Source organism: Enterococcus sp. 6D12_DIV0197, from assembly GCF_002174385.1.
GTDB classification, from domain to species: Bacteria; Bacillota; Bacilli; order Lactobacillales; family Enterococcaceae; genus Enterococcus_D; species Enterococcus_D casseliflavus.
Genome location: NZ_NIBN01000001.1, coordinates 2,644,700 through 2,663,245, shown reverse-complemented (window position 1 = coordinate 2,663,245; position 18,546 = coordinate 2,644,700). Strand labels below are relative to the sequence as shown.

Here is an 18,546-nt window from a genome sequence, read left to right as displayed (position 1 = left end):
AAAAAAAATTGTTCTTTTTACACCAGATATAAAACAATATAAGGAAGAAACCGGGTTTTATGTCGATTTTGAGGAATACTTAAAATTTCCAAATTACCAGGATTTTAATGAATTAAAGGCTGATTTACCCCATATTTTGACAGATAAAAAAATCAATTTAACTGCCAAAGATCTTAAGAAATCAACATATAAATACGTAGATGGTAAGAATGCTCAAAGAGTAGTAAATTATCTTCAAGAAATCAAGAGGTGAGATATGATAAAGTTTAGTATAATTATTCCAACATATAATACAAATTTGAACAGACTGAATCTGTTAGTTGATTCAATTTTATCCCAGACAATGGATCAGTCAGAATATGAAATAGTTTTTATTGATGATGGATCTCCAAACGGATTGTTTTATTATTTGGAAGAGTTAAAGAGTCATCATGAAAATATTTGTGTTCATAGAATAACTAATTCTGGTTGGGGGAGCCGTCCGCGAAATGTCGGAATTTCCGTCGCAAAAGGAAAATATCTTCTTTTTATGGATCACGATGATATTATTTTTCCGCAATCGTTTGAAAAAGTGTATGATTTTGCTGAAGAAAATAATTTAGATGTTGTGAATCCTAAAGAGGTTAGAACTGATGGCTGGACATGGGGATGGCAAGAATTTTCAGAGAATAAAGTTGGATCAGAGGATATATCTTACTTATTACCTATGACACCGCATAAATTCTATAAAAGAAGTTTTTTGCTTGAACATGATATTCATTTCAATGAAGGAAGCAGAGTACTATGGGAAGATGTGTATTTTAATACACTATGCTTCTCTCATCAAGCCGTAGTCGGTGTGTTAGCGGATTATCCTGTATACCATTGGGTAGCTACTGGCGAAAATAATTCCAGTTCTTTTGGAAGAAATCCAGAAGAGAAATGGAACCAAATATATAAATTAATGGACTTCTTTATTGAAACAATAAAATCAGAAGCTAATCTATCCTTTATGATTACTCATTGGTATCGAACTAGAGTGTTAGGTATTTTAGGCCAATGGCTGCAAAATAAACAATCAGAGCGGATAGAAATTGAGTTTTCATATGCAAAAGAATTTTATCGCTTATACGCTTCTTATATAAAATCTGAAAATCTTATTACGCGAGACCGAATCCGTGATTATTTGCTTCAATCTGGAGATATTGATACATTAATAAAAATTTCGGATTTTGAAAAAGGGTATACAGCAAGAAGTTATATGGAAAGTTTTGACTTTATCGAGGATAAAATTCGTATTGAAGCAAAATCTGTATTAACAAAATCTGAGAAATCAAAAGTGGAGTTCACTAGTAGTAAAGGAAAAATAATAAAAAGGTATAACAAAGAAATTGAAGCTAAAATTCCTAAAGAATTGTTAACTTATAATGAACAAGAACAAAATGCTTTCACATATAATCTAAGTCTAAAAGGAAGAAATACAAGAATTACTTGGCCAATCGATCAAAATGAAAATAGTGGTCAAATTACTGTTAAACGGGGATTAATGAAAGCTACAGTATCAGCTTCAATCTCAGCAACGATTCAATTAGAAAAATATATTCATGATTTTGAAGATAAAAATCAAGCTTGGGATTTTGCTGCTCGTTTTTCAGCATATGATACAACATCGCATCGCGCTTTAGCTGTTAGAGATGATTTTTCTAAAGTAGCCTATATAAATGGCAATTCATACGTAGCGTATAAGAACAAGAGTGGCTTGCTTTCTGTCGATATGAACAATTCAGTAAAAAGTTTTTTTGATTTAATATATGTGGATATTAAAAATATAAAAAAATTAAGTAGTAAAATCATCGTGCCGTTATCAGGTAGCCATGTCTATGGTGAATCCTCCGAGAAACTTTATGTTTTTTTTGATCCAATTGAAGTAACGGATGAAACAGTGCATAATTTTACTGAGTATGAAGCAAATTTACTAGTAAAAGAGGGGAAAATAGAACTTGAAATCAATGATATCAACTTGTCAGGTGATTTCTTGATGACTATTTGTTATAAGGGGAAAAATACAAAGATAGACGAAATAATTAAACTTTAAGGAGCTACGTCATGAAAGGTATCATTCTAGCAGGTGGATCAGGCACACGCCTGTATCCCTTAACCAAAGCAACATCCAAACAATTAATGCCGATCTATGACAAACCGATGATCTATTATCCTATGTCGACGTTGATGTTGGCGGGAATTACGGAGATTTTGATCATTTCCACCCCGCAAGACACCCCGCGTTTTGAAGAATTATTTGGAGATGGTCATGAATTAGGCATCCACATCGAGTATGCCGTTCAACCAAGTCCAGATGGGTTAGCGCAAGCCTTCATCATCGGCGAAGAATTCATTGGTGATGATAGTGTTTGTTTGATTCTTGGTGACAATATTTATTATGGAGGCGGTTTGTCAAATATGTTGCAGCGAGCAGCGCAAAAAGAACAAGGTGCCACGGTGTTCGGCTACCATGTCACTGATCCCGAACGTTTTGGGGTCGTGGAATTTGACGATGAGATGCAAGCTGTATCGATCGAAGAAAAACCCGATACTCCAAAATCAAATTATGCTGTTACTGGACTGTATTTTTACGATAAACAAGTCGTGGAAATCGCGAAACAAATCAAACCCTCAGAACGCGGAGAGCTTGAGATCACGGATATCAATCAAAAATATCTAGAATTAGGGCAACTATCCGTTGAAGTCATGGGACGCGGGTATGCTTGGTTAGATACTGGAACCCATGAGTCATTATTAGAGGCGTCAACGTTTATTGAAACAATTGAAAAACGACAAAATTTAAAAGTGGCTTGCTTGGAAGAAATTGCTTATCGCATGGGGTATATCAATCGTGAAGCATTGATCGATTTGGCACAACCACTGAAGAAAAATCAATATGGTCAATATTTATTGAACCTAGCAAAAGAGGCATAACGATGGGAAAATTAAAAGTAACAAGAACAAAATTAGCAGATGTCTTGATCATTGAACCGGCTGTCTTTGGTGATCATCGTGGTTTCTTTACCGAAAGCTATTCGCAAGCTGATTTCAAAGAAGCGGGCATTGGCCATGACTTTGTCCAAGACAATCATTCTTTATCAGCAGAAGCTGGTGTTTTGCGGGGACTGCATTTTCAAAAAGGCGAAGCGGCCCAAACCAAATTGATTCGGGTGGTAAGCGGTGCGGTGTTGGATGTGATCGTAGACATTCGTAAAGGATCTCCTTCCTATGGACAATGGGAAGGCTACATTTTATCCGAAAGTAATCACCGACAATTGTTGGTGCCAAAAGGTTTTGCCCATGGTTTTGTAACCTTGACGCCTAATGTCAATTTCTTGTACAAATGTGATAATTATTACAATGCACAAGCAGATGCCGGTATTGCCTTTGACGATCCAGATTTGGCAATTGATTGGCCAATCGCCAAAGAACAAGCAATCCTGTCAGAAAAAGATCAGCATCATCCGACCTTGAAAGCCTTTGAGGCAGAAAATACCTTCGTCTACGGAGAAATATAAGGAGCGTATTTAATTATGAAACGAATCATTGTAACCGGTGGTGCTGGATTTATCGGCTCCAACTTTGTTCATTACGTCGTGGCGCATCATCCAGATGTCCACATCACGGTTTTGGACAAATTAACGTATGCAGGGAATAAGGCCAATTTAGCTGGCTTGCCAGAAGACCGTGTTTCATTAGTGGTGGGGGATATCGCCGATGCAGCATTAGTTGATGAACTGGTCCAACAAACAGATGCGGTCGTCCATTATGCGGCAGAATCCCATAATGATAATTCATTGAAAGATCCATTTCCTTTTGTGCAAACCAACCTGATCGGCACGTATACATTGATTGAAGCTTGTCGCAAGCATCAAGTCCGCTATCATCATGTATCGACAGATGAAGTCTATGGGGATCTGCCCCTGAGAGAAGACCTGCCAGGCCATGGTGAGGGACCGGGGGAGAAGTTTACCGATCAAACACCATACAATCCATCAAGTCCATATTCATCCACCAAAGCAGGCTCCGATCTCTTGGTCAAAGCTTGGGTACGTTCTTTTGGATTACAAGCAACGCTCTCGAATTGTTCCAACAATTATGGACCGTATCAACACATCGAGAAATTCATCCCTCGTCAAATCACGAATGTATTAAGCGGCATTCGACCTAAATTATATGGCGAAGGCAAAAACGTCCGTGATTGGATCCATACCAATGATCATTCTTCTGCTGTCTGGGCCATCTTGACCAAAGGACGCATCGGAGAAACGTATCTGATCGGTGCCGATGGCGAGGAAGATAACAAAGCAGTGATCGAGTTGATCTTAACATTGATGGGACAATCCAAAGATGCCTATGATCATGTCAATGATCGACCAGGCCATGACTTGCGCTATGCCATCGATGCAACAAAACTAAAAGAAGAGCTGGGCTGGAGACCGCAATTCACCAACTTTAAAGATGGGTTGGCGGATACCATCGAATGGTACCGCAATAATCCCGAATGGTGGCAGGCAGAAAAAGCCCGCGTTGAAGCAAGTTACGCCAAGCAAGGTCAATAATTCAACAAAAAAGCAGGAAGCGAGAATTCCTGCTTTTTTCGAAAGGAAGAGATACATGTATTTAATTACAGGAGGAAACGGCCAATTAGGCACAGAATTACGTCATCTATTGGATGAACAAGGGGCTGCTTATCTATCGACAGATTCCGCTGAAATGGATATCACAGATGCACAAGCTACAATGAATAAAATCAAAGCAATACAACCAACGGTGATCTTTCATTGTGCCGCCTATACTGCGGTGGATAAAGCTGAAGATGAAGGCAAGGAATTAGATGAAAAAATCAACGTCGATGGCACCAAAAACGTTGCATTGGCAGCCGAAGCAGTCGGGGCAACCTTGATTTATATCAGTACCGACTATGTCTTTGATGGTACCAAAAAAGACGGGGAATATGCGACGGACGACCAAGTCAATCCGCAAAATGAATATGGCCGGACCAAATTACTAGGTGAGAAAGCCGTGCAATCGATCATGAGCAAGTACTATATTATCCGTACCTCATGGGTCTTTGGTCAATACGGACACAATTTCGTCTTTACCATGCAGCGTTTAGCCAAAGAACACGATACATTGACCGTGGTCAATGATCAGTTCGGCCGTCCTACTTGGACCCGCACCTTGGCGGAGTTTATGACCTATGTGATCACAAACGATGCCCCTAAAGGAATCTATCATCTGTCAAATGACAATAGCTGTTCATGGTACGAATTTGCAAAAGAGATTTTGAAAGATACGGATGTGACCGTGAAACCGGTAACTTCAGAAGAATTTCCACAAAAGGCGACCCGTCCGCAGTATTCGGTGATGGATCTGTCAAAAGCCAAAGAAACCGGCTTTGAGATTCCGACATGGCAGGAAGCATTACAACAAATGCTATCGGGTTCTTGCGATCAGTGATTAAGTAATTATAAAGAGTGTTTTGGATTTTTCTTAGTATGCTGTCATTGTCTACAATCAACGTTTCAGTAGATAGTGATAGAAGATTTGAAAAAGATAGGATGAGCAGACAAGGATCTCTACTATTTTTTAGAAAATGCAGACAGCAGCGTTGCAGATCATAGTGATAGTCTGGATACGGCGCCATCAATTGAAACAATACCAATCTCCGATACGCATGAAGAAATAGCAAACTCGAAAAGTCAAGACACTGATTCAATTCAAAAAGCAATAGAATCAAGCAGTGTATAGACTGAAAGTGAAAAAGAACAGCAAGATGAAACTGAAGTATCAACTTGCTGAAAATAAGGCTAAAAAATCGGAAGAGACCGTTGAAGCAGCACCGTCTTTTGTTTTTAAGGGGCACCTTCAACGTGAGGGGTGGCAGCGTGCTGTTAAAGGGAATACTAGCAATTTTGTTATGACCGGATTGGCAGTAGCGGAAAAGGCTGGAGATTAGAAGCTTTTCAAGTGGGTTCACTTAACAGTTCTTTTGCTATGGATGTGCAGTTCAAAGTCCAAGGTAATGAAGAATGGACTTCTGCTGCAACCGATAGTGCTGGTACTTTACTAGCTAGTACAACAGGTGAAGCAAAAAAAATTCATGCGTTAAAAATAAGCTTAGTCAATCAAGAAGCTTATGATATATATTACCAAGTACATGTTCAAAACTATGGTTGGTTAGATTGGGCGGAAAATGATGAAGAAACAGGATTTGTTGATGGTCTGAGTAAGCGTGCATTGAAGCGGTCAGGATTGCTGTAACCAAAAAAGAGGCAGCAGTACCGAATGTAACAGGTATGGAAAAAACGGTCCAGTTAGAGCTTCCTTAAATAAGTTAACATTCCCGCATTCGAAGTTTTGGCTGACAAAATTCTGTATCTTTAGGATGGGTGACGGGAACAAGTGGATAAAGGTTGAGGATGGAAGTTATCCATTTTCGTTTAACTGGTGAGCTAGTAGATACGTAGGATCTTTATAGACTGGCAGTTGACACAATGTGATTAATAAAAAGGAGAAAAAATGAAGGTAAAAAAGAACTTTTTTCATATATTTAGTTTATTGACGATTTTAAGCGGTACTTTGACAGCGCCAAGTTTAGCTATTGCAGAAACAGTTTCTACAAGCAACACATCAATTACTTCTGAAGTAGATTTAGATGATACGTCGGAGCATTCAGAAAGTACAGAAGACTTTACTGAAGAGACATCAAATGTTCCTGAACAATCATCGACAGAAAATGAAGAAACAGATTCAAATTCTTTGATGGAGACTACGGAGAGTTCTAGTGAAGATGCAATTAATGAAGATGCACTTTCTGTACCGATTGATGTTGAACATTTTCCTGACGAACATTTTCGTCAATATATTGCCACACTGGATAGTGATGGAGATGGAATTTTATCCCATGAAATAGCCAGTATAACTACCCTAGATTTGTCGGACAAAAATATTCGTTCATTAGAAGGAATTCATTTTTTTACAGAATTAACTCACTTAGATGTCAGCAATAATGATCTTCAAGAACTTGATCTGCAAGGTCTTGTTCACTTAGAAAGTTTAGATGTTTCCAGTAATCATTTATCAGTATTGGATTTATCACAAAATACTGAATTGAAGCATTTTGTGAGCGGTACGCAAGACCACGAAATCACTGCAACTTTTGAAGAAAATAAATATGTCGTTTCAGTGAATGATCTGTTTTCTGAAGCGGTTCCTGAATTCAAGATTTTAACTGAAGGATGGCATCTAAATGAAAGCAATCCAGCGCAATTAGTAGGAAAAGAATTTAAACCATTGTCATTAGCAGTGCCTGTCACGATGCCAGATCTATCTGATGAGGAAGCGACAGGCGGCCCTTCTGCTAAACAAATCGAGGAAGATGAGTACCAGTTACTTCTTGATGTGTCAGTAACGTCACCAACAACTAGCCTCTCAGAAAAGAGCAATATATCAACCATAAACTACCAAAGCTTTGTTGAAGGGCAAGGGTGGCAAGAAATCAAGAACAATGGCGCTACAAGCGGCACTACAGGACAATCGAAAAAAATCTTAGGCTTTAAAATTCTCAGTGATGGCTTAGATGATGCCAACAGTATCACATATCGCGGCCATTTTCAAAATACGGGTTGGGGATCATGGAGTCCCGTCAATGAGACGATAGGGGATACTTCAAGCAATCGTCAATTAGAGTCGTTGCAAATTCGAAGTACAAATCAAGACATCTTTTATCGTGTTCACGTCCGTGGCCTTGGTTGGCTCGGTTGGGCGAAAAATGGTGAAACTGCTGGTACAACTGGCTTAGGTGCGCGTATCGAAGCAGTTCAAATAACCTTTACGGCCCCAAGTAATCTGAATGAGGCCAGTATGGTGGAAGCTGGAACGATCAACAGCGCTTATCAAACCTTTAGCAATTCTTCATGGAGTAGCCCAGTTGGAAATGGCATTACTTCTGGAACAACAGGACAGGGCCGACCTTTACAAAAATTTAAAATGAGTACGATCTCAACAAACTTTGCAGGAAGTGTGGAGTATAGCGGTCTTGTTCAAAATTCTAGTTGGTCATCTTATATGAGTGCTGGTCAGGAGATCGGTCAGACAGGCAGAAACTTAGAAGGTATTCGCATTCGTTTGACAGGAGAGTTAGCAAATATGGCCACTGTTTATTACCGCGTTCACGTTGCGGGACTAGGGTGGCTGAATTGGACAAAAAATGGCGGAAATGCTGGATCTACAGCTTACAATCTAGCCATTGAAGCGGTCCAAGTAATTGTTAAACCTAAATATTTAAGTGATCCGACCGGTCAGGGATTATCTTTTGTTTCGGCAGCAAATTTAGGGAAAGCTACGATTAATTTATCCACTCATGTGCAACGTTTGGGCTGGTCATCTACTACGGGGAATTATATCCGTGGCGGGACTACCGGCCAATCTTTAAGAGTAGAAGGCATGAAAATGAACATTGCCAATGCTGAGTTGTCTGGAGGGATTTCATACAAGTCACATATTCAGGGTATTGGTTGGCAAGCTGAACGCTCAAACGGTGCTTTATCTGGCACAACTGGGCAGTCCAGGCGATTAGAAGCAGTCCAAGTGAAGCTTACTGGTGCGCTTGCTCGAGTTTATGACGTCTATTACCGTGTTCACTCACAAACATATGGATGGCTTGATTGGGCTGTCAATGACCAGAAAGCTGGAACTATTTCTTTAGGTAAACGCGCTGAAGCAATAGAAATTCAACTGATCCCCAAAGGTCAAAAAGCTCCTGGCTCAACGGAAAAACCATTTGTTGAAAAAAGTGAGTACCTTTTTGTAATGGGGCATGGGGGATGGGATCCAGGAGCAGTTGGTAGTGGAACCAATGAACGTGATTTCACACGTAATGAACTGTTGCCCTATTTAAGAAAATATGCTGCACAATTAAAAACGAGTAAAATCAATTTTTATGATACTTCAAAAGACATGTATCAGGATACCCAGATCATGGGGGGCGCATATTTAGTTAGTTCCAAAATTTTGTCTGTTACCGAAATCCACTTAGATGCCGGTGGAGCCTTATCAACAGGTGGACATGTTATTGTTCATAAAGATCTTGTTCCTTCATCATCGAGCATAGCTATGGCTGAAACTATTCGTCAGCATGTAGGTTGGCATTCTGCTTTTGCAAATAATCGAGGGCTGAGCTTGCGTAGCGATCTATTGAACTTAAGAGTCTTTAAAGATAGAGGAATCGACTATCGACTAATAGAACTTGGATTCATCACAAATCCTAATGATGTGGCAAAAATCAGGAGAAATATTGATACAATAGCGAAGCAATTGATTCAAGACGCAACAGGTGAAAGACTATAAGTTTAAAAGAAGTGTTTGAGTAATTTATTAATCATTTCCTTCCTCCTAACTTTCGTGTATAATGGTACAAGCCAGTATTACGAAAGTTAGGAGGAGTTGTTTTGAGTAAACAACATCCAGAGGATAAATCCTTTAAAGACGAAGTATTAGGAGCTTTAAAGCAACCTCAATCAGATCAAACCCAAGAAAGCAATGGTTTGAACGAGCGTCCTATTCAACAACCTCAAGAAGAGGTGGGTTCGCGAACTGCAAGTGGAAAGGCCAAAAATAAACAAGCAAAGCAAGCTGCTACAAGTCGTAGGGCAGCAGAAGAAGAAGTGCCCATAGCTGAAGGTGGGGAAACGCAATTGCGCAAGCAGCAACGCAAAAAAGAAGATCGGATTGTCAATCGGATCGTTTTGATCGTAGTCCTTGCTCTGCTCGTCATCGGTGGTGTTTTAGGATTTTCAATGTATCGTTATGTAACATCAGGATTGCAGCCGTTGAATCCAGAAGATACAGAAACGGTGGCGGTTGAGATTCCTAGTGGATCGTCCAACAAAGCAATTGGAGAAATATTGGAAGAAGACAATATCATTAAAAGTGGTATGATTTTTAACTATTATACGAAATTCAATAATTTAACCGGATTTCAAGCAGGAAATTATCATTTTTCTCCTAGTATGACATTGGATCAAATCTCAAAGATGCTGCAAAAAGGTGAAGGCTCGGTCATCTCTGATGCAAAAGTGACGATTCCAGAAGGATTTGATGTGGATCAAATCGGTGATGCTCTAGCGGAAGCAACAAATATCTCGAAAGACGATTTCCTAGCTTTGATGGAAAGTGACGAGTTCTTTGAAAAAATGAAAGAAACCTATCCTGAGCTTTTAGCAAGTGCCGGCGATGCGCAAGGTGTGCGTTACCGACTAGAAGGATACTTGTTCCCAGCGACGTATGACTACTATACAGGGAATACCCTAGAAGAAGTCGTTACCCAAATGGTGGATAAATCAAATTCAGTCTTGTCCAAATATTTCGATCAAATTGCTCAAAAAGAAATGACGGTTCAAGAAGTCCTTACATTGGCTTCACTTGTTGAAAAAGAGGGTAGTAAGCTAGAAGATCGTAAAAATATCGCACAGGTATTCTTCAATCGTTTAGCGATTGATATGCCGCTGCAATCGGATATTTCGATTCTATACGCGTTAGGTGAGCACAAAGAGCTAGTCACTTATGAGGACACTCAAGTTGACTCTCCTTATAATCTCTATGTGCATACTGGCTACGGACCTGGACCATTCAACAATCCAAGCGAAGCAGCGATCCAAGCGGTCTTAGATCCAACACCGAACAACTACTATTATTTCGTTGCTGACATTCAAACCCAAGAAGTTTACTTTGCGGAAACCTATGAACAGCATATGCAATTAGTGGAACAATATGTAAACAATACCTCAAATTAAATTTTCATAGGTTTATAGTTTACATTTAAAAAAAAGCATGGTAATCTTTTGTGGACTCATCGCAAAAGATTACCTTTTGCGATTTATTAGAAGTTACTAAAAGGAGAAAAGAACTATGGTAGAAAAAGTTTACCCAATGACACTTGAAGGAAAAGAAAAGCTAGAACAAGAATTAGAAGAATTGAAAACGGTAAAACGCGGCGAAATCATTGAACGTATCAAGGTAGCCCGCAGTTTTGGCGATTTATCCGAAAACTCAGAGTATGAGTCTGCTAAAGATGAACAAGCGTTTGTCGAAGGCCGAATCACTACTTTAGAAAATATGATTCGTTTTGCAGAGATCATTGATAATGAGGGTGTAGACTCTGATGAAGTTTCCATCGGAAAAACAGTGATTTTTGTTGAGTTGCCTGATGGTGACGAAGAAGAGTACATGATCGTCGGTAGTGCTGAAGCAGATCCGTTTTCTGGTAAAATTTCCAATGATTCACCAATCGCTCGTGCCTTGATTGGGAAAAAAGTCAATGATGAAGTGACGATCTCAACGCCAGGCGGAGATATGCAAGTAAGAATCACAGAAGTAAAGAAAAGCTAATTGCTTGATCACTCGATCAATCTAGTTGACCCTGTTGTTCATTCTCCTTTAGGGAATTTGATCAAACAGGGTCTTTTTTCGGACCAGCGACGGATGGACAAACCATTTTTTTCAGGTATGATAGAGTAGAATTACTAGGAGGAGGAGCTTGAATGAAAAGTCCTTGGCGTTTTTTCTTTATTGTTGAAGCGCTCTTACTGCTTTTTGCGGTATGGCAAATTTTATCTAATCCGCCATTATTATTTTTATTAATACTTGGTGTGACGTGCTTGGTCCTTGTGAACCGAAGTGAGCGCAAGAGCAATTTTAAAAATTTCTTGATGGTCTCAAGTTCCATTGCTATTTTGATCAGTTTGTTAAATAGTCCAGCACTGTGGCTGATGCTGATTTTTGCGATTTTATTTATTGGTTTAAAAGGAGTCGAGATTACCGGAATCGACTTAACTAAAAATTCATTCTGGCGCAAAAAACAAATGATTATTGTTGAAACTGAAGAACCCAAAGCTGATCATCCACTGAAACAAAAGCAGCAATGGTTAGGCAATGAACGGATCGGCAGTCAAGTCTATGAATGGGACGATATCAATTTAGATATCTTGACGGGAGACACTTTTATCGATCTAGGCAACACTTTATTGCCTAAGAAAGAAAACGTCGTGATCGTACGAAAAGGCTTTGGCAGAACTCGTATTTTAGTGCCTGCTGGCGTAGCAATCAAATTAGAGCACAGTACTTTTATTGGCTCCGTTATCTTTGAAGGCGAAGAAACGAGCTTGAAAAATGAAAAAGTGACGATCTACAGCCCGGATTATGGCGAAAATAGTCGGCGTTTGAAAATATTGACGAATACCCTTGTTGGTGATGTTGAGGTGATTCGGGTATGATCGGGAAATTTTCAAGAGGCATGATCGCTTTTTATGCAGGATTAGCAAGTTTTTTCACCATGATTTTGATGCTGTTTTCCTATTTGTATGCCAGTGGGAAAAATAATTGGCTGATAGAAGTCTTTCAAATCAAGCTCTTCTTTATCCCAATCGTCTTTCACTTACTTGTAATATCTGCATTGATTGCTTTAGCTGTCTTTTTACTGATTTCTTTTTTTCGCAACCGTCAATACGGTCCGGTGGAAGAAAAGTTAAGACTGTTAGCCAGCGGCTATATCGATAGCCCTTTATTAGAAACAAAAATCCCCCATGCGTCTGAAAACCATTTGATTGCGAATGTGGATCGTGATATTGCCAGTATCCAATCGAAGATGAAACAGATGTCGATGGAATTACAGCAATTGAATGCGAAACCGCAGTTTGTTGATGGTCAGACGAAAGAAGAGATTTTAGAAGCAGAAAGGCAGCGTCTGGCTCGTGAATTGCACGACTCTGTTTCTCAACAGCTGTTTGCCGCCATGATGATGATGTCTGCACTAAATGAGCAAGCGATTCGAACAGATGCGCCAGAAAGCCAAAAGAAACAGTTAGCTATGGTCACAGACATTATCAATGCTTCGCAATCTGAAATGCGGGCGCTCTTGCTTCATCTACGACCTGTTACTTTGGAAGGGAAGAGTCTAAAGCAAGGAATCGAGCAATTGTTAAAAGAATTAGAGACCAAAATCAAAATTCTATTGACTTGGGATATTGAAGACTTTACGATGCCTAGTTCGATTGAAGATCAACTCTTTCGTGTGATCCAAGAACTCTTATCTAATACACTGCGTCACGCCAAGGCCAATGAGTTGGAAGTTTACTTGCATCGCATTGATAATAACGTGTTGTTGCGGGTGATCGATGACGGTGTTGGCTTTGATCCACAAGATCAAAAGGCCGGCAGCTATGGCTTGATGAATATCCGAGAACGGGTAAGTGCCGTTGGCGGAACGTTGAAAATTATTAGTTTTAAAAATCAAGGAACCAGTATTGAAATTAAAGTTCCACTGTTGAAGGAGGCATAAGGTATGATTAAAGTGTTGTTAGTTGATGACCATGAAATGGTTCGTCTGGGGGTCTCTTCTTATCTATCGATTCAAGACGATATAGAAGTAATTGGGGAAGCGGAAAATGGTCGAGTTGGGTATGAAAAGGCATTGGAATTACGTCCAGATGTGATTTTGATGGATTTGGTGATGGATGAAATGGATGGGATCGAATCTACGAAATTGATTTTAAATGATTGGCCCGAAGCAAAAATCATTATTGTCACTAGTTTTATTGATGACGAAAAAGTCTATCCTGCTATTGAAGCGGGTGCGGCAGGTTACCTGTTAAAGACGTCTACTGCTCATGAGATTGCGGAAGCCATTCGTGCAACCCAGCGAGGAGAGCGGGTCTTAGAACCCGAAGTCACCACGAAAATGATGGATCGTTTGACGAATCGGACACCGATCCTACATGAAGATTTGACCAATCGGGAACAAGAAGTGTTACTGTTGATCGCCGAAGGAAAGAGCAATCAAGAGATTGCGGATGCACTCTTCATTACGCTGAAAACAGTGAAGACACATGTATCAAATATCTTATCAAAATTAGAAGTAGAAGATCGTACACAAGCTACTATATATGCTTTTAAACATGGTTTGATAAAATAAAGTCTTAATAATCATACCTCCTCATGGCAAGCAGAGGAGGTTTTTGTTATACTAAATTATGATCTGGTAAAAAAGGAGCGTTTGTGGTGAAGCAAAATTATGCAATAATCGGTCTGGGCCGTTTTGGTGGCAGTATTTGTCGTACGTTGATTGAATCTGGACAAGAAGTACTGGCGATCGATAGCAACGAAGATCGTGTCAATGAGTATATGAATATCGCCACCCATGCGGTGGTCGGCAACGCACAAGATGAGATGACGTTACGCTCATTGGGTATCCGTAACTTTGACCATGTCATTGTTGCGATTGGTGAGGATATTCAAGCTAGTATTTTGGTGACCTTGATGGTCAAAGAAATGGGTGTTCCTAATATCTTAGCGAAAGCCCAAAACGAATACCATGCCCGTGTACTGGAAAAACTCGGCGCAGATCGTGTCGTCCATCCCGAACGTGACATGGGGATTCGCATCGCCCATAATCTAGTTTCCAAAAATATCTTAGATTATATTGAACTATCTGACGAATTTTCTCTAGCAGAGATTCGCGTGTCCAATCCACGCTTTTTCAATAAATCCCTGATTGAGCTGAATTTTCGACAAAAGTATGGTCTGACAGTCGTTGCGATTCGTCGGGGACCAGGACAAGTGATCGTTTCGCCTGATGCAGAGGCGATCGTGCGTGAAAATGACAATTTACTCGTGATCGGCAATACAGATGATGTAGATATACTTGATGAACATATGAATGATTAGGAGTGAAGAAAATGAACTTAACAATAAGTCCTGAAGCAATGCAATGGTTTAAAAAAGAATTGGTGGTAGACCAAGGAAGCGGGATTCGTTTTTTCGGAAAAATTTATGGCAAAACGCAAGTGCATGACGGATTTTCCGTGGGAATGTCAGTCGATAAACCAGAACGTCCGATCGTCGAACAAACCATTGATGGCTTGCTTTTTTTTATTGATGAAGCAGACGAATGGTTTTTCAAAGGCTATGATCTAACTGTGGACTATGATGAAACGTTAGATGAACCGAAATATGATTTTAGCGAAGATAAAAAATAATGTGGATTCGGTCCCAGCTGACCGATTTCCCACGATTGGCTCTAGGAGATGAAACCGATGTTATCAATTGTTGTACCTTGTTTTAATGAAGAGGCAAGCTTGCCGATTTTTTTTGAAGAAACAGAAAAAGTGAAGAAACACTTAAATATGCCTTTTGAATATATTTTTGTTAATGACGGGTCTTCAGATCAAACTCTGTCTGTTTTAAGAGACTTGTATCACGCCCACCCTGAAAGTGTTCGCTATCTATCTTTTTCGAGAAACTTTGGCAAAGAAGCTGCTCTTTATGCGGGTCTACAAGCTGCTAGAGGCGATTTTGTCACTGTAATGGATGCAGATTTACAAGATCCGCCGTCATTACTACCTGAAATGTTTGGTTTGCTAAGAAGTAAACCAGAGCTTGACTGTGTGGGTACGAGACGTGCCGATAGAAAAGGTGAGCCAAAGATTCGCAGTTTTTTTTCGAACTCGTTCTATAACATCATCAACAAAATTGCCGATACTGAAATGGTAAACGGTGCGCGAGATTTTCGCTTGATGCGCCGCAATATGGTTGATGCAGTTTTACAGCTGTCAGAGTACAATCGCTTTTCAAAAGGGATCTTCAGCTGGGTTGGGTTTGATACAGAATACATCGCCTATGAGAATCGAGAAAGAGTAGCGGGTGAGACGTCCTGGTCATTCTGGAAGCTATTCCAATATTCGATCGATGGCATCGTCAATTTTTCAGATACACCTTTGAATATCGCCTCGTTTATTGGTGCGCTTTCCTGTTTTGGTTCTCTGATTGCTTTGATCTTTATTGTGATAAGAACCTTTATTTTTGGAGATCCGACATCAGGGTGGCCTTCAATGGTCAGTATCTTCTTATTTGTTGGTGGATTGCAATTGCTTTGTTTAGGGATCATCGGCAAGTATATCGGAAAAATTTTCTTAGAGACTAAAAATAGACCCTTGTACTTCTTGAAAGAAACCGAAAAAGACCAAGAAAAACAATGATAAAATAAAAGTGTACAATGTGAAGGGGTTGCCTTCAACTGTACACTTTTTTTTCGGAAAGAATTTGTTAGTATCCCTTATCCAAGTTTATCTCATTTTTAACAAGTTCTTGTTTTGTTAAAAATTGTTGGAAATTCGCTAAGAAAATATCCATAAATGCCTTTTGAAAATGGGGCGTGTGTCCTGAGATATGAGGAGTAATCAACAGGTTTTCGGTATGCCATAGCGGATCATTTTCTGGTAGAGGTTCCTCTTCAAAAACATCTAGTGCGGCAAATGCCAGCTGCTTTTTCTCTAATGCCTTTGTTAATGCGGCAGTATCCACGCTAGGACCGCGACCGACATTATAAAATGAAGCAGAAGGCTTCATTTGTGCAAAAAAGGCTTCATCATACAAATGTGCGGTTTCTTCTGTCAGTGGAAGAATATTGATGATGCAATCGGCGGTTTTTGCGCAAGTGTGTAAGTCAGATAACGCAAACGTTTTTTCAAAACCCGCCACCTCATGGCCGCTTGTATTAATGCCGATCGGATGTACACCAAAAAAGGTTAATGCTTGGGCTAATCTTTGGCCGATTTGTCCCGTACCAACGATCAAAATCTCTTGATCAGATAGCTTTGCATAAGGAATCGTATCCGGTGCCCATTGCTGTTTTCTTTGTTGTTGGATTGCTTGGAAAATCCCGCGGTTTTCCATAAAGAGCAAAGCCAATAAATGGTCTGTAATCGATTCTGCGTGGATGCCACTGCCATTTGATAAGAGAATGTCGTATTTTGCAAACTCTTTTAATGGCAAGGTGTCCACACCAGCCGAAATCGCTTGGACCCATTTCAAATTTGTTTTTTCGGTTAACAGGTGTTCGTTCCATGCTGGCTTCCAACCGATAGTGATTTCCACTTGTGACCAATCAATTGCTTGGGCCTTTGAGTACACGAGAAATTGATAGTCTTTTTCCATTTGTTCCACATAAGTGTTGCGAAAGTTGCGAGTGGTTAAGATTATTTTTTTCATTGCCAAGCCTCCTTGTATCTTAAGTGTAGCAAAGAATGAGAAAAAAGCCATGTTCAATGAATTGAACATGGCATAGATCATTTTTTTAATTGTATTTTTGGGGAATCTTTGACACCTTGCGTAAATAAGAATAGGGAACCAAACAAAATAAAGGTGGTAGCATCAAAGGAAGGTAGCGCTAGTTGTACAATAACACTAATGAGTGTAGGCAATGCAGCACAGACAATGAGAATCTTTAAATTTTCGAAAAAGGTATAAGAGAATAGCTTCAATTTCGTATAGATCGTTGCAATAAAGGTTCCCATGATTAAGGTGATCAGTAAGCTGACAAACGTGGGATATAAGGCGACAAAAAAGACAATGATTTTTATCAGCCATGGGATCGCTTGGTTGGATAAGGTTTCTCGAATCGCCTGACCGTTAAGATTACGAAGTGCTGGTTCACTATAATCAAACTCTAATTGGTTTGAATCGAACATAGACGTTGAGAAACCAGAAGAAGGGATACGAATGACCAGCTGATCTTTTAACAAACCTACTGCGATCACCGAGCCGGTAACATCAGATGCAATATCCGCTGGTGTACGATTGCCATCAGGATCAAAAGTAAAGATGATCGAATCGGTTTGATAGATGAACCCTTGCGTATTGGGAGCGACAGAAAGCTGTCCATTTTCGATCGTGAAATCAGGAATCGTTTCTCCGATTTTTTGTCCATCTGCTTGCACATCACGAAAGACGTCTAAGACATTGATGGTAACTGGCAAAGCCATCATCACGGCTGCACCTAATAGAAAAACGATTACTTTGGAAAACTCTGCTTTTTTGACGAATTTTAGTTCGGGTATTCGAAAAAAAGCAATTTTAAATAGTTGGACGATAGTCATTTGCTGATAAACTCCTTTGTGGTATAACTAGAGTAATTGTAACGAAGGGTTCTTAGGATTACAAGGAATTCACAAAAAAAGAGCCAAATATCTATTGAATAAGTAAATAAAGTAATGAAAGTAGGCACATGTATGCAAAAGTTTATTGAATACAAAAAAATCTTAAAACAAAAAAAACTGTGGGAGCCACTCACGTATTTATTTTTTGGTGGTTTGACCACCGTAGTCAATATTGTCGTCTATCTTATTTTTCGTGAAGGGTTTGGTTTTTATTATCAAACAGCGAATGTGATTTCTTGGATCGCTTCTGTTTTATTCGCTTACTTTACAAATAAGTTATGGGTCTTTGAAACAAAAACAAAAACGAAGCAAGAGTCTTGGGCGGCATTTGGAAAGTTCATTTTTTTTCGCGTTATATCATTAGGCTTGGACATGCTCTGTATGTATCTATTTATCTCAATTTTAGCTACCGGCGATCTTGTTGCCAAGCTGGTCACCCAAGTCGTTGTTGTTTTGGCAAATTATGTGTTTAGTAAATTTTTGATTTTCAATACGAAAAAAAGTGAGAAAAAGTAAGCATATTTTTTGA

Annotated in this window: 20 protein-coding genes; 18 read left to right on the top strand and 2 right to left on the bottom strand. The window is 39.5% G+C overall.

Features of this window, described 5'->3' with window-relative positions:
* The 17 genes from A5867_RS17980 to A5867_RS12270 form a co-directional block, all read left to right on the top strand.
* Positions 1-253 (top strand): CDP-glycerol glycerophosphotransferase family protein (locus A5867_RS17980; protein WP_170927534.1); only part of this gene is annotated, 253 nt, incomplete at its 5' end.
* 3 nt (positions 254-256) lie between these two features.
* The gene (locus A5867_RS12345) at positions 257-2,074 is read left to right on the top strand and encodes a glycosyltransferase family 2 protein (protein WP_087627729.1); all 1,818 of its coding nucleotides are present in this window, start codon (positions 257-259) and stop codon (positions 2,072-2,074) included.
* Positions 2,075-2,085: 11 nt separating this feature from the next.
* Positions 2,086-2,955 (top strand): glucose-1-phosphate thymidylyltransferase RfbA, encoded by an 870-nt coding sequence (gene rfbA, locus A5867_RS12340; RefSeq protein ID WP_087627728.1) that lies wholly within the window; start codon positions 2,086-2,088, stop codon positions 2,953-2,955.
* Between the two features lie 2 nt (positions 2,956-2,957).
* On the top strand, positions 2,958-3,539 hold the full coding sequence (rfbC, locus tag A5867_RS12335; RefSeq protein ID WP_087627727.1) for a dTDP-4-dehydrorhamnose 3,5-epimerase: 582 nt from the start codon (positions 2,958-2,960) through the stop codon (positions 3,537-3,539).
* A 15-nt stretch (positions 3,540-3,554) separates the two neighbouring features.
* The gene (gene rfbB / locus A5867_RS12330; protein ID WP_087627726.1) at positions 3,555-4,583 is read left to right on the top strand and encodes a dTDP-glucose 4,6-dehydratase; all 1,029 of its coding nucleotides are present in this window, start codon (positions 3,555-3,557) and stop codon (positions 4,581-4,583) included.
* A gap of 55 nt (positions 4,584-4,638) precedes the next feature.
* Complete coding sequence (gene rfbD, locus A5867_RS12325; RefSeq protein ID WP_087627725.1) at positions 4,639-5,484, top strand: dTDP-4-dehydrorhamnose reductase; 846 nt, start codon at positions 4,639-4,641, stop codon at positions 5,482-5,484.
* A gap of 316 nt (positions 5,485-5,800) precedes the next feature.
* Positions 5,801-5,983 (top strand): hypothetical protein, encoded by a 183-nt coding sequence (locus A5867_RS12320; protein ID WP_087627724.1) that lies wholly within the window; start codon positions 5,801-5,803, stop codon positions 5,981-5,983.
* Positions 5,984-5,994: 11 nt separating this feature from the next.
* Positions 5,995-6,288, top strand: coding sequence for a hypothetical protein (locus A5867_RS12315; RefSeq protein ID WP_087627723.1), 294 nt, complete (start codon positions 5,995-5,997; stop codon positions 6,286-6,288).
* Positions 6,289-6,546: 258 nt separating this feature from the next.
* A complete protein-coding gene (locus A5867_RS12310; RefSeq protein WP_087627722.1) occupies positions 6,547-9,375 on the top strand; it encodes an N-acetylmuramoyl-L-alanine amidase in 2,829 nt (942 codons plus the stop codon).
* 101 nt (positions 9,376-9,476) lie between these two features.
* Positions 9,477-10,820 (top strand): endolytic transglycosylase MltG, encoded by a 1,344-nt coding sequence (gene mltG / locus A5867_RS12305; protein ID WP_087627721.1) that lies wholly within the window; start codon positions 9,477-9,479, stop codon positions 10,818-10,820.
* Positions 10,821-10,935: 115 nt separating this feature from the next.
* The gene (greA, locus tag A5867_RS12300; RefSeq protein WP_005229556.1) at positions 10,936-11,415 is read left to right on the top strand and encodes a transcription elongation factor GreA; all 480 of its coding nucleotides are present in this window, start codon (positions 10,936-10,938) and stop codon (positions 11,413-11,415) included.
* Between the two features lie 152 nt (positions 11,416-11,567).
* A complete protein-coding gene (gene liaF, locus A5867_RS12295) occupies positions 11,568-12,299 on the top strand; it encodes a cell wall-active antibiotics response protein LiaF (protein ID WP_005229558.1) in 732 nt (243 codons plus the stop codon).
* Positions 12,296-13,363 carry a sensor histidine kinase gene (locus A5867_RS12290; RefSeq protein ID WP_005229561.1) on the top strand — a complete coding sequence of 356 codons (1,068 nt, stop codon included), beginning with the start codon at positions 12,296-12,298 and terminating at the stop codon, positions 13,361-13,363. The genes liaF and A5867_RS12290 overlap by 4 nt, the downstream gene beginning before the upstream one ends.
* A gap of 3 nt (positions 13,364-13,366) precedes the next feature.
* Complete coding sequence (locus A5867_RS12285) at positions 13,367-13,996, top strand: response regulator transcription factor (protein ID WP_005229563.1); 630 nt, start codon at positions 13,367-13,369, stop codon at positions 13,994-13,996.
* Between the two features lie 86 nt (positions 13,997-14,082).
* Entirely contained in the window at positions 14,083-14,748 is a 666-nt protein-coding gene (locus A5867_RS12280; RefSeq protein ID WP_005229566.1) for a TrkA family potassium uptake protein, read from the top strand.
* 11 nt (positions 14,749-14,759) lie between these two features.
* Positions 14,760-15,059 (top strand): hypothetical protein, encoded by a 300-nt coding sequence (locus tag A5867_RS12275; RefSeq protein ID WP_005229567.1) that lies wholly within the window; start codon positions 14,760-14,762, stop codon positions 15,057-15,059.
* Positions 15,060-15,116: 57 nt separating this feature from the next.
* A complete protein-coding gene (locus tag A5867_RS12270) occupies positions 15,117-16,058 on the top strand; it encodes a glycosyltransferase family 2 protein (protein ID WP_170927533.1) in 942 nt (313 codons plus the stop codon).
* Between the two features lie 67 nt (positions 16,059-16,125).
* Here A5867_RS12270 and A5867_RS12265 read toward each other — a convergent pair whose 3' ends face one another.
* Together A5867_RS12265 and A5867_RS12260 are read right to left on the bottom strand one after the other, a co-directional pair.
* Positions 16,126-17,121 (bottom strand): phosphoglycerate dehydrogenase, encoded by a 996-nt coding sequence (locus A5867_RS12265; RefSeq protein WP_087628180.1) that lies wholly within the window; start codon positions 17,119-17,121, stop codon positions 16,126-16,128.
* Positions 17,122-17,147: 26 nt separating this feature from the next.
* The gene (locus A5867_RS12260) at positions 17,148-17,957 is read right to left on the bottom strand and encodes a DUF1189 family protein (protein ID WP_005229572.1); all 810 of its coding nucleotides are present in this window, start codon (positions 17,955-17,957) and stop codon (positions 17,148-17,150) included.
* A 132-nt stretch (positions 17,958-18,089) separates the two neighbouring features.
* Here A5867_RS12260 and A5867_RS12255 point away from each other — a divergent pair, with 132 nt between their 5' ends.
* Positions 18,090-18,533, top strand: a complete 444-nt coding sequence (locus A5867_RS12255) for a GtrA family protein (RefSeq protein ID WP_249270054.1) — start codon at positions 18,090-18,092, stop codon at positions 18,531-18,533.
* The last annotated feature ends 13 nt before the right edge of the window (positions 18,534-18,546 follow it).

What these genes read in the sequence shown, in the direction of transcription:
- rfbA (WP_087627728.1), top strand. Translation starts at nt 2,086, where the DNA reads ATGAAAGGTATCATTCTAGCAGGTGGATCAGGCACACGCCTGTATCCC.
- liaF (WP_005229558.1), top strand. Translation starts at nt 11,568, where the DNA reads ATGAAAAGTCCTTGGCGTTTTTTCTTTATTGTTGAAGCGCTCTTACTG.
- A5867_RS12255 (WP_249270054.1), top strand. Translation starts at nt 18,090, where the DNA reads ATGCAAAAGTTTATTGAATACAAAAAAATCTTAAAACAAAAAAAACTG.
- A5867_RS12265 (WP_087628180.1), bottom strand. Translation starts at nt 17,121, where the DNA reads ATGGCTTTTTTCTCATTCTTTGCTACACTTAAGATACAAGGAGGCTTG.
- A5867_RS12285 (WP_005229563.1), top strand. Translation starts at nt 13,367, where the DNA reads ATGATTAAAGTGTTGTTAGTTGATGACCATGAAATGGTTCGTCTGGGG.
- rfbD (WP_087627725.1), top strand. Translation starts at nt 4,639, where the DNA reads ATGTATTTAATTACAGGAGGAAACGGCCAATTAGGCACAGAATTACGT.
- A5867_RS12345 (WP_087627729.1), top strand. Translation starts at nt 257, where the DNA reads ATGATAAAGTTTAGTATAATTATTCCAACATATAATACAAATTTGAAC.
- A5867_RS12270 (WP_170927533.1), top strand. Translation starts at nt 15,117, where the DNA reads ATGTTATCAATTGTTGTACCTTGTTTTAATGAAGAGGCAAGCTTGCCG.
- A5867_RS12290 (WP_005229561.1), top strand. Translation starts at nt 12,296, where the DNA reads ATGATCGGGAAATTTTCAAGAGGCATGATCGCTTTTTATGCAGGATTA.
- rfbB (WP_087627726.1), top strand. Translation starts at nt 3,555, where the DNA reads ATGAAACGAATCATTGTAACCGGTGGTGCTGGATTTATCGGCTCCAAC.
- A5867_RS12310 (WP_087627722.1), top strand. Translation starts at nt 6,547, where the DNA reads ATGAAGGTAAAAAAGAACTTTTTTCATATATTTAGTTTATTGACGATT.
- A5867_RS12320 (WP_087627724.1), top strand. Translation starts at nt 5,801, where the DNA reads ATGAAACTGAAGTATCAACTTGCTGAAAATAAGGCTAAAAAATCGGAA.
- A5867_RS12260 (WP_005229572.1), bottom strand. Translation starts at nt 17,957, where the DNA reads ATGACTATCGTCCAACTATTTAAAATTGCTTTTTTTCGAATACCCGAA.
- A5867_RS12275 (WP_005229567.1), top strand. Translation starts at nt 14,760, where the DNA reads ATGAACTTAACAATAAGTCCTGAAGCAATGCAATGGTTTAAAAAAGAA.
- rfbC (WP_087627727.1), top strand. Translation starts at nt 2,958, where the DNA reads ATGGGAAAATTAAAAGTAACAAGAACAAAATTAGCAGATGTCTTGATC.
- greA (WP_005229556.1), top strand. Translation starts at nt 10,936, where the DNA reads ATGGTAGAAAAAGTTTACCCAATGACACTTGAAGGAAAAGAAAAGCTA.